The 10,437-nt window shown below is 39.9% G+C and carries 9 protein-coding genes; 5 read left to right on the forward strand and 4 right to left on the reverse strand.

Translation table 11 applies throughout. From position 1 onward, the window contains the following. Nucleotides 1-388: 388 nt before the first annotated feature. Together AACU98_RS06515 and yfbR are read left to right on the forward strand one after the other, a co-directional pair. The gene (locus AACU98_RS06515; RefSeq protein ID WP_049217455.1) at nucleotides 389-1,603 is read left to right on the forward strand and encodes a pyridoxal phosphate-dependent aminotransferase; all 1,215 of its coding nucleotides are present in this window, start codon (nucleotides 389-391) and stop codon (nucleotides 1,601-1,603) included. Between the two features lie 133 nt (nucleotides 1,604-1,736). Continuing rightward, nucleotides 1,737-2,318, forward strand: a complete 582-nt coding sequence (gene yfbR, locus AACU98_RS06520; RefSeq protein ID WP_004243705.1) for a 5'-deoxynucleotidase — start codon at nucleotides 1,737-1,739, stop codon at nucleotides 2,316-2,318. A gap of 61 nt (nucleotides 2,319-2,379) precedes the next feature. Here the strand turns inward: yfbR and AACU98_RS06525 are convergent, their stop codons facing one another. The 4 genes from AACU98_RS06525 to yfbV form a co-directional block, all read right to left on the reverse strand. Further along, complete coding sequence (locus AACU98_RS06525) at nucleotides 2,380-4,209, reverse strand: SLC13 family permease (RefSeq protein WP_012368104.1); 1,830 nt, start codon at nucleotides 4,207-4,209, stop codon at nucleotides 2,380-2,382. Between the two features lie 109 nt (nucleotides 4,210-4,318). Then, complete coding sequence (locus AACU98_RS06530; RefSeq protein WP_004243707.1) at nucleotides 4,319-4,981, reverse strand: sugar phosphatase; 663 nt, start codon at nucleotides 4,979-4,981, stop codon at nucleotides 4,319-4,321. A 34-nt stretch (nucleotides 4,982-5,015) separates the two neighbouring features. After that, nucleotides 5,016-5,510, reverse strand: coding sequence for a YfbU family protein (locus AACU98_RS06535; protein ID WP_023843594.1), 495 nt, complete (start codon nucleotides 5,508-5,510; stop codon nucleotides 5,016-5,018). A gap of 140 nt (nucleotides 5,511-5,650) precedes the next feature. Continuing rightward, a complete protein-coding gene (gene yfbV, locus AACU98_RS06540; protein ID WP_004243712.1) occupies nucleotides 5,651-6,106 on the reverse strand; it encodes a terminus macrodomain insulation protein YfbV in 456 nt (151 codons plus the stop codon). A 391-nt stretch (nucleotides 6,107-6,497) separates the two neighbouring features. On the opposite strand from yfbV, the gene ackA reads away from it, so the two are divergent. The 3 genes from ackA (at nucleotide 6,498) to AACU98_RS06555 (ending at nucleotide 10,402) form a co-directional block, all read left to right on the forward strand. Continuing rightward, a complete protein-coding gene (gene ackA / locus AACU98_RS06545; protein WP_004243716.1) occupies nucleotides 6,498-7,700 on the forward strand; it encodes an acetate kinase in 1,203 nt (400 codons plus the stop codon). Nucleotides 7,701-7,777: 77 nt separating this feature from the next. Continuing rightward, the gene (pta, locus tag AACU98_RS06550) at nucleotides 7,778-9,922 is read left to right on the forward strand and encodes a phosphate acetyltransferase (protein ID WP_004248391.1); all 2,145 of its coding nucleotides are present in this window, start codon (nucleotides 7,778-7,780) and stop codon (nucleotides 9,920-9,922) included. Nucleotides 9,923-10,258: 336 nt separating this feature from the next. Beyond that, nucleotides 10,259-10,402, forward strand: a complete 144-nt coding sequence (locus tag AACU98_RS06555) for a Hok/Gef family protein (protein WP_004247166.1) — start codon at nucleotides 10,259-10,261, stop codon at nucleotides 10,400-10,402. Nucleotides 10,403-10,437 lie beyond the last annotated feature (35 nt).

The following is a 10,437-nucleotide window of genomic DNA, read 5'->3' on the forward strand; positions in this document are numbered from 1 at the left end:
TATTAAGTAAGATAATACAAATCCGATAAAATTATTCAATAATTGATTATGCAACATCTTATCAACTTCCCTCTCACATCTGGTTATTGTTAAAAAACGCACTAAAAACCCTCTCTTCACCAGCATAATATTTTTGATTTTTATTCAAAATAAGAACATACCACCAGATTAAGTGATACTTTCAGTCATCAAAATAAGTTCTTTAGAATAAACTGACCTTTTACACCAAAAATTATCTAGCATCTTCAAAAGTTTGTAGTGTAAGAGTAGAGTGATAGAACAGTTAATTTGCTGGGACAGCCTTTTCATTTATATCTTCCCAAGATGTGTATGAGAAATATAAATGTCGCTATGTAGATAAAGTCATACCCGATTAGGTAAACGTGCTATGAATCAAATAAAAAAATCAAGTAAACTCGACCATGTTTGTTATGACATTCGAGGACCGGTTTTGCAAGAAGCAAAACGTCTGGAAGAAGAAGGTAATAAAGTATTAAAACTCAATATTGGTAACCCAGCACCTTTCGGTTTTGAAGCGCCAGATGAAATCTTAGTAGATGTTATTCGTAACCTACCTAGCTCTCAAGGCTATAGCGACTCTAAAGGGCTTTTTTCAGCACGTAAAGCCATCATGCAACATTACCAAGCCCGTGATATGCGTGATGTAACTGTTGAAGATATCTATATTGGTAACGGTGTTTCAGAGCTTATCGTACAAGCTATGCAAGCATTATTAAATGATGGCGATGAAATGCTAGTTCCAGCGCCTGATTACCCATTATGGACCGCTGCGGTTTCTCTTTCTGGGGGTAATGCTGTTCATTACATGTGTGATGAGCAACAAGGTTGGTTTCCTGATTTAGATGATATCCGTCGTAAAATCTCCCCCAGAACGCGCGGTATTGTGATTATAAACCCTAACAATCCAACCGGCGCGGTATATAGCAAAGAGATTTTGCTGGAAATTGTTGAAATTGCCCGTCAACACAATTTGATTATTTTTGCTGACGAAATTTATGACAAAATTCTTTATGATGATGCCCAACATCACTCTATCGCCGCAATGGCACCTGATTTATTAACTGTTACCTTTAACGGTTTATCGAAAACCTATCGCGTCGCAGGATTCCGCCAAGGTTGGATGGTACTTAATGGCCCGAAAAAACAAGCAAAAGGCTATATTGAAGGCTTAAATATGCTGGCATCTATGCGCTTATGTGCCAACGTGCCGATGCAACACGCGATCCAAACGGCATTGGGTGGCTATCAAAGTATCAGTGAATTTATTCTACCCGGAGGCCGTTTATACGAGCAACGCAACCGCGCATGGGAGCTTATCAATCAAATTCCAGGGGTTTCTTGCGTTAAACCAATGGGAGCGCTGTATATGTTCCCTAAAATAGATTTAAATCGTTATAGTATTAAAGATGACCAAAAAATGATCCTCGATTTACTATTACAAGAAAAAGTCTTATTAGTGCAAGGTACTGCATTTAACTGGCCTCACCCTGATCATTTCCGTATTGTGACACTCCCTCGTGAGAATGATTTAGAAATGGCGATTCAAAAATTTAGTCGTTTTATTGTCGGCTATCATCAATAGTTATTATTAATAAAGATAAAACGCAATATCACTGAGGTTATATTGCGTTTTTTTATTTTCTTACTGATCACCGTTTACATCTAGTGTCTATCCACTCACAATAATCTCTTCAATCACGCTATTGGGAGATATTATGAGTTACTTTTTTGCCCACCTTTCTCGTTTAAAGCTAATTACACGCTGGCCTCTGATGCGTAATATTCGCCAAGAAAATGTCTCTGAGCATAGTTTACAAGTGGCTTTTGTTGCCCATGCATTAGCGGTGATTAAAAATCGTAAATTTGATGGCAATGTCAACGCCGAGCGTATTGCACTACAAGCAATGTACCATGATGCCAGTGAGGTTATCACCGGTGATATGCCAACTCCTATTAAATACCACAATCCACAAATTGCTCATGAATATAAAAAAATAGAAAAATATGCTCAGCAAAAATTGATTGAAATGTTACCCGAAGAGTTACAAGAAGATTTTCGCCCTCTTATCGATGAGCAATTACATAGTGAGGAAGAAACTTTTATTGTCAAACAAGCTGATAGTTTATGTGCCTATTTAAAATGCCTTGAAGAGTTAGCTGCGGGTAATAGCGAATTTAATTTGGCCAAAAATCGTTTAGAAAAAACGTTAGCAGAAAGACATAGCCCTGAGATGGACTATTTTATGAAAGTGTTTGTACCGGGCTTTAGTTTATCCCTAGATGAGATCAGTGAGTAAGTCGCAAAAACGCCGTTTATAATAAATGAAACTAAACGGCGTTTTTACAAAAGATAACCGATTAAAATGGGAATAATAGCGGTATTAAGAAAACGCTAATCAACATCACAATGATGGTAAAAGGCACCCCTATTTTAATAAAATCAGCAAATTTATAACCACCAGGCTCAAGGATCAGGGTATTAACCGGGGATGATACAGGTGTCATAAACGCCGCCGATGCAGCAACACCAATAACCATTGCAAAAGGTAACGGAGAGACATTCATTTGATGGGCCGCTGCTATTGCAATCGGTGCCATTAACACCGCCGTTGCCGTATTAGAGATAAATAAACCAATAGTGGCACAAAGTACAAATAAACAGACTAACATAACCTGTGGCCCAGCATTCCCTGCTACATCCATAAGTCCATTAACGATAAGCTCGATACCCCCAGTTTTTTGCAATGCAGCCGCAAAAGGCATCATCCCGACAATCAAGATAATACTTGGCCAATGAATAGAACGATAAGCACTTTCCATATCTATACAGCGAAATTTTCCCATCAATAAGCAAGCAATTAACGCGGCAATAAAGTTAGGTACTTCATTGGTCACCATTAATGCAACCATTAATGCTAATGAAAAAAGTGCATGTGGTGCTTGCGATGAGGCCGGTGCAACAGTATCAATTTCAGCCGCTAAATTTAATACAATAAAATTACGCGGTTTTGTCGAAAGTATACGAATTAATTTCCAATCACCAATAACCAGTAACACATCTCCTAGACGTAATGGCTCATCAACAATTTTCCCCGGTAAAGCACTCCCTTCACGGCGAATAGCCACAACGTTTAGCCCATAACGTGTACGGAATTTGATTTCTCTTAATGATTTTCCTAATAATTCTGAGTCAGGGTTCATAGAGACTTCTGCTAATCCCACATCACGAGATTGCTCAGAAAAATACTCTCCACGTAACACCATCGGCTCTAACATTTGTTCACGACAGAACTCTCGTAAATCTACCTCACTTGCTGACATATCCACTAATAGGACATCTCGCTCTCTTAATTCAGTGCCTCCTGTCGCACTGACCATAACACGCCGAAAACGCCTCCAGCGTTCAATACCGACAACGTTTGCTCCATAGCGAGAGCGTAAATGTAATTCATCTAGAGAGTGACCAATCAGTGGTGAACCTTTACGTATGGCTAAGCGACGTGCACGCCCTGCTAATTGGTAATCACGGATAAGATCACGAAAAGTACGACGATAAACCTCTTTTTGCTTACCCCCTTCACTTGAACCTAACCAACGACGTACCACCAGCATATATAACACACCCGCAACTAATACAGCGATCCCTATTGGGGTAATAGAGAAAAACTGAAAACTGGGTAGCCCTTCCCTAACTAATTCACTATTAACCACCATATTAGGCGGTGTCGCAACTAGGGTCATTAAACCACTAATTAACCCCGCAAAGCCAAGAGGCATCATTAATCGACTGGGAGAAGTTTTCATCCGTGCCGCCACACTGAGCACCACAGGAATAAAAATAGCCACCACCCCTGTCGAGCTCATAAAAGCCCCTAAACTTGCAACACAGATCATTAATAGCACCAGCATTTTTACTTCGCTACTACCCGCAACTCGTACTAGCCAATCTCCCATTTGATATGCCACACCTGTTCTTACTAATCCTTCCCCAATAACAAAAAGGGCCGCAATCAGTAATACGTTCGGATCGCTAAATCCTACCGTGGCTTCATTTAATGAGAGAGTGCCGCTAAGAACAAAAGCGACGATGACAAGTAAAGCGACCACATCCATGCGGATTTTGTTGGTCGTAAAAAGGACAATAGCTATCAATAGCAGGCTTAAAACCCATAATAATTCGCTATTCAAAATGGCCTCGATCAGCAATAAGTGAAAACAGATTAATACGTCAATTCACTGCATTGATAAGTAGACCATTTTTACCAATATAAATCTCGTTATATGATCAAATAAATGATTAACATTTATGCTTAATAACGACTTGTTGATTTTCTTTGTCAATTTGTAAATCATTTAATGAATCAATGATTAAATCAATTTCATTACGACGAGGAAGGGAAATCGGAGCATGTACGGCAATAACCTGACACCCGGCATCTAAACCAGAATAAATACCTGCAGCAGCATCTTCAAAAACCACACACTCTTTGGGAGCTAAGCCTAATTTTTTTGCCCCTAAAAGATAAGGCTCAGGGTTGGGTTTCCCTTGAGTGATACATTCTGCCGTCACCCAATGTTTAGGCTCAGGAATACCTGTAACTGACTGACGAGTAGAGGCAATTGGTACTGTGCCTGAGGTGACAATTGCCCAAGGGATCGCTAAGTCGTTTAAGCGATTAATGAGTTCGATAGCCCCCGGAAGAGGGGCTAATCCTTCTGTTTGTGTCGCTTCTAACTTTTCTAGCCAACGAAAAGTCTCTTCAATCTGTGCTTGCGTGGCATTAGGCATAAAATGACGAATCGACTCAATGGCCGGCTTTCCATGGATATAGTTATTAATTTCTTGTGTTGATACCCCTACTCGCTCACCAAATAGTGCCCAACAGTATTCAACAACAGGCAATGAATCAACTAATGTACCATCTAAATCAAAAAGAAAGCCTTTACAGGTGATTGTCATATTTTATGCCTACCTTATCATGATGCGTTAATAATTACGCATTCAGTATTTGTTGGATCTCAACACTGCTTAGGTGATATTGACGTGGACAGGCTAACCAAACAGCCAGCATTCTTTGGTATTTCTCCCACATAGGCGTTTGAGAGTTAAAACCATGACTACCACTATCAAAATGCGTATATCGCCCTTCAGTATTGACCATAAAGCGTACATAGCTAAGATAACGAGATTCTGTTGCTGCATCAAAGCCCATAAATGCCACTCGACGAGCATCCGGCATTTCTGGTGATTTTAAATTTTCTCGAGAAACTTGCAATGCATGGTACATTTCCATGATGTTAATAATGGTTCGGCAGGTCTCTTCTGACATCTCATCAAAATCGCGGTCTAATTCACGTAATTGTAATCCATAACCACGTTCAATAATTGTCTGATAGCGACGATAACGTTCAGCGTTATCAGGATCCATCATAGTCATCATTTTATATTGATTAGAGAGGATCAAGCGTTGTGCGTGTGTCATTTCCATCATTAATTCTCCAAAGAAATTATTGAAGAGAGCATGGCATTAATCAAAACACTTGAGTAGTGCTAACAACACGTTTTTTGATCTAAACAGGGGTAATTTTAATCCATTAAATAACCCATGAAGAAGGTAGAACAAATGTTCTACACATCATCAAGAAAAGAGCGATCAAGTTGCTTAAAAGCACGTTTAAGCAAATGCGCTAATGAGAGATAGGTTGGCGTCTTTTCTACTGGGGCTAATGCTATACCCGCTTGCTCAAATTTTTCACGAATTTCATAAAACCAATTGAGTAACACAGCGGGTAATGGCGTTGCAGCGCGTTTTCCTAACCACCATAATCCTTGCATTGGCAGGCTACAGGCAAAAAGTGCAGTAGTGATCGCCGGCCCCAAATCGCCACCTAATGCAATTTGCCAGGTTAATGTAAAAATAGCGATAGGAGGCATATAACGTATGCCAAAACGCGTTGCTTTTATCATTCTATTTTCAGGAAAAACTGGGGCTAATTGCTTCTCAACCGGCCAGGTTTTTAGATACTCGTTCCCTAGGCGTAACTTTTTGAAGAAACCTGGGGGAGTCACTGTCGGTTCATTCATAATGACCTCAATCAATTTTTTCTATAACTTTTAAAAAACATCTATAAAGAATAAAAATCTTTTAGTAGAATTAAGTATATTTTGTCTTTGTTGCCTTTACTCTGTATCCTGTGCTCATTCTAAAGGTTTGTGGCAATAAAGCGCTATATTTTGTTTGCCGGCGTGATTTTCAACCCTTTTCGCCGATTTTCGGGCAAAAACTTTGGGGTGAATAAAAATCGTCCAATTGATGATTGGCAACTATAATTAGCATCAAGTTTTTTACCCTAAGCATGATGCGTATCATTAATGTCATCATAGTAATGCGATAGGCTTTTATGAGTGACGTTTTATTAACCATCGTCTTTATAATATAAAAGACACTACGACAACAAGATAAATAGGTAATTCCATGTCAAGTAAGCTGGTGCTGGTACTGAACTGCGGTAGTTCTTCTCTTAAGTTTGCAATTATTAACCCAGAAAATGGTGAAGAATTCCTTTCAGGCTTGGCTGAGTGCTTCAACCTTCCTGAAGCCCGCCTGAAGTGGAAAATGGATGGTCAGAAACATGAAGCGGCTTTAGGCGCTGGTGCTGCCCACAGCGAAGCATTAAACTTTATTGTTAATACTATTCTGGCTGAAAAACCAGAACTTTCACAACAAATCGCAGCAATTGGTCATCGTATTGTTCACGGTGGCGAGAAATTTACTAAATCTGTCGTCATTACTGACGAAGTCATCAAAGGTATTGAGGCGGCTATTCCATTTGCCCCATTACATAACCCAGCTCACCTTATTGGTATTGAAGAAGCGCGTAAAGCCTTCCCTCATTTAATTAATAAAATGGTGGCAGTATTTGACACTGCATTCCACCAAACAATGCCAGAAGAAGCTTATCTGTATGCTCTGCCATACAGCTTATATAAAGATCACAGCATCCGCCGTTACGGTGCTCACGGAACTAGCCATTTCTTTGTTTCCCGTGAAGCAGCTAAAATGTTAAATAAACCTGTTGATGAACTGAACGTAATCACTTGCCATTTAGGTAATGGTGGTTCTGTTTCTGCTATTGTTAACGGTAAATGTGTTGATACTTCTATGGGTTTAACACCATTAGAAGGTTTAGTCATGGGTACTCGTAGTGGTGATATCGATCCTGCTATCGTGTTCCATTTACATGATACTTTAGGTATGAGCGTTGAAGATATTAATAAACTGCTCACTAAAGAATCTGGTTTATTAGGTTTAACGGAAGTTACTAGTGACTGCCGTTATGTTGAAGATAACTACGAAACAAAAGCTGATGCTAAACGTGCAATGGACGTTTACTGCCATCGCTTAGCGAAATACATCGGTTCTTATTGTGCACTGATGGAAGGTCGTTTAGATGCCATTATCTTCACTGGTGGTATCGGTGAAAATGCAGCAATGGTTCGTGAATTATCACTGAAAAAACTCGCTCTATTAGGTTTTGAAGTTGATCATCAGCGTAACTTAGATGCACGTTTCGGTAAATCAGGCACCATCACTACCGATAACAGCCGTCTTGCTGTTGTTATCCCAACTAACGAAGAGTTAGTTATCGCTCAGGATGCTAGCCGCCTGACCGCTTAAGTTTTTTGATGTACTGCCAGTGTTATGCTGGCAGTACTGTTTCACATAACGAGCAACCGATATTTAAAGAGGTTTCCGTGTCCCGTACAATTATGCTAGTCCCAACTGATACACGCGTAGGTTTAACCAGCGTCAGCTTGGGTGTAATCCGTTCTATGGAACAAAAAGGCGTTCGCCTTAGTGTATTCAAACCTATCGCACAGCCTCGTGTTAAAGGCGCATTAGATCAAACCACTGCGATTATCCGCTCTCACTCCACAATTCAATCCGCAGAACCTTTAAATATGGATTACGTTGAGTCATTACTCAGCTCCAATAAAAAAGATGTTCTGATGGAAGAAATTGTTGCTAGATATCACGAAAATACTGCTGATGCAGAAGTTGTACTGATTGAAGGCTTAGTGCCAATGCGTAAGCACCCTTTTGCACAATCTTTAAACTATGAGATTGCCAAAACATTAGGTGCTGAAATTGTTTTCGTTACTGCATTAGGCAACAACACCGCTGAGCAGTTAAAAGAGCGCATTGAATTTGCTCGTGCTGAATTTGGTGGTGTAAAAAATCAAAATATCACAGGTGTGATTGTTAATAAATTAAATGCCCCTGTGGATGATCAAGGTCGTACTCGCCCTGATTTATCAGAAATTTTTGATGACTCAAGCAAAGCGATTATCTCTAATGTCGATTTAAATACCATCGAAAAAAATAGCCCACTTCCTTTATTGGGTTGCATTCCATGGAACTTCGATTTAATCGCTACTCGTGCTACAGATATGGCAAAACACTTAAATGCGACTATCATCAATAAGGGTGATATTGAAACTCGTCGTATTAAGTCTGTGACTTTCTGTGCTCGTAGTATTCCACATATGTTAGAGCATTTCCGCCCAGGTTCATTGCTTGTCACTTCTGCCGATCGCCCAGATGTTTTAGTTTCAGCATGTCTTGCTGCAATGAATGGCGTTGAAATCGGTGCTATCTTACTCACAGGTGGTTACCAAATCGATGCACCAATTAAACAATTGTGTGAGCGTGCATTTGAGACTGGTCTACCTATCTTTATGGTTAATTCAAACACTTGGCAGACTTCATTAAATCTGCAAAGCTTTAGCTTAGAAGTGCCAGCAGATGACCATGAGCGTATCGAAAAAATTCAGAACTATGTTGCTCAACATATCAATAACCAATGGATTGATTCACTGACAGCAAACTCTGAACGTCCTAATCGTTTATCACCACCAGCATTCCGTTATCAATTAACGGAATTAGCTCGTAAGGCGAAAAAACGCATCGTATTACCTGAAGGTGATGAACCTCGTACCGTTAAAGCCGCGTCTATTTGTGCTGAACGTGGTATCGCAACCTGTGTACTATTAGGTGATCCTGAAGAAATTCGTCGTGTTGCTGCGGCACAAGGTGTTGAATTAGGTACAGGTATTGAACTCATCAATCCTAAAGAAGTACGTGAAATTTATGTACCTCGCTTAGTTGAACTGCGTAAAAACAAAGGTATGACAGAAGTTGTTGCTCGTGAACAGTTAGAAGATAACGTTGTTCTCGGTACCTTAATGTTAGAAAAAGGCGTCGTTGATGGTCTTGTTTCTGGCGCTGTTCATACAACCGCTAACACTATTCGCCCACCACTACAGTTAATTAAAACTGCACCCGGTAGCTCATTAGTGTCTTCTGTGTTCTTTATGCTATTACCAGAACAAGTCTATGTTTATGGTGACTGCGCAATTAACCCAGATCCAACCGCAGAACAACTGGCTGAAATCGCTATTCAATCTGCAGACTCAGCAAAAGCGTTTGGTATCGACCCACGCGTTGCGATGATCTCTTACTCTACAGGTAACTCAGGTGCTGGCAGTGACGTTGAAAAAGTGCGAGAAGCAACTCGTTTAGCACAAGAAAAACGTCCAGATCTGATTATTGATGGTCCTTTACAATACGATGCGGCTGTAATGGCTGACGTTGCTAAATCTAAAGCACCAAACTCACCTGTTGCGGGTAAAGCAACTGTGTTTATCTTCCCTGATCTAAACACCGGTAACACTACCTATAAAGCAGTACAACGTTCAGCAGACTTGGTTTCCATTGGACCAATGTTACAAGGTATGCGTAAACCTGTTAACGACCTTTCTCGTGGCGCGTTAGTCGATGATATCGTCTACACTGTTGCATTAACTGCAATTCAAGCAAGCCAACAAGAAAATGCCTAATTATTGAATTCACTTCAATAAATTATAAAAACGCCAGATTATCACTGGCGTTTTTTTATAATGGTTGATAAATCAAAAAACACATTACAAACCCCACTTATAAAACAAAATAACCCATTGATTTAATAAATCTTTTTAGCTTTGTTTTGCCAAAATAAACAGAGACACACGGCTATTTTCTGTTAGTATACAGGCGGGTGCTTGGATCATTTTGGTTCAAGCATTTGCAAGGACCAAAAAGACGAAAGCCCCGAATTCTATTTACATAAAATTCGAGGCAGTCTCAAGTCCCAAACAACTTGATTCTGTCTCCTTTAACAAGGAGTGTCAAGAGAAATGACTAAGCTTGCCCTTATTGGGCTGATTACTGTATGTATTACAGTTTTGTGTTTTACTCTACTGAGACATGAAAGATTGTGCTCTTTTAATATCAGCAGCGGTAACACCCTAGTTCAAGCGAATTTATCTTGCGATAAATAGCTTTGTGGGGGAATTTTCCCCCACAATTTCTCGCC

It is taken from the genome of Proteus sp. G4380 (assembly GCF_963885725.1).
Lineage (GTDB): Bacteria > Pseudomonadota > Gammaproteobacteria > Enterobacterales > Enterobacteriaceae > Proteus > Proteus mirabilis.

Excerpts from the sequence above, each read along its gene's own strand:
- yfbR (WP_004243705.1), top strand. The coding sequence starts at position 1,737 with ATGAGTTACTTTTTTGCCCACCTTTCTCGTTTAAAGCTAATTACACGC.
- AACU98_RS06535 (WP_023843594.1), bottom strand. The coding sequence starts at position 5,510 with ATGGAAATGACACACGCACAACGCTTGATCCTCTCTAATCAATATAAA.
- AACU98_RS06530 (WP_004243707.1), bottom strand. The coding sequence starts at position 4,981 with ATGACAATCACCTGTAAAGGCTTTCTTTTTGATTTAGATGGTACATTA.
- AACU98_RS06555 (WP_004247166.1), top strand. The coding sequence starts at position 10,259 with ATGACTAAGCTTGCCCTTATTGGGCTGATTACTGTATGTATTACAGTT.
- AACU98_RS06515 (WP_049217455.1), top strand. The coding sequence starts at position 389 with ATGAATCAAATAAAAAAATCAAGTAAACTCGACCATGTTTGTTATGAC.
- yfbV (WP_004243712.1), bottom strand. The coding sequence starts at position 6,106 with ATGAATGAACCGACAGTGACTCCCCCAGGTTTCTTCAAAAAGTTACGC.
- ackA (WP_004243716.1), top strand. The coding sequence starts at position 6,498 with ATGTCAAGTAAGCTGGTGCTGGTACTGAACTGCGGTAGTTCTTCTCTT.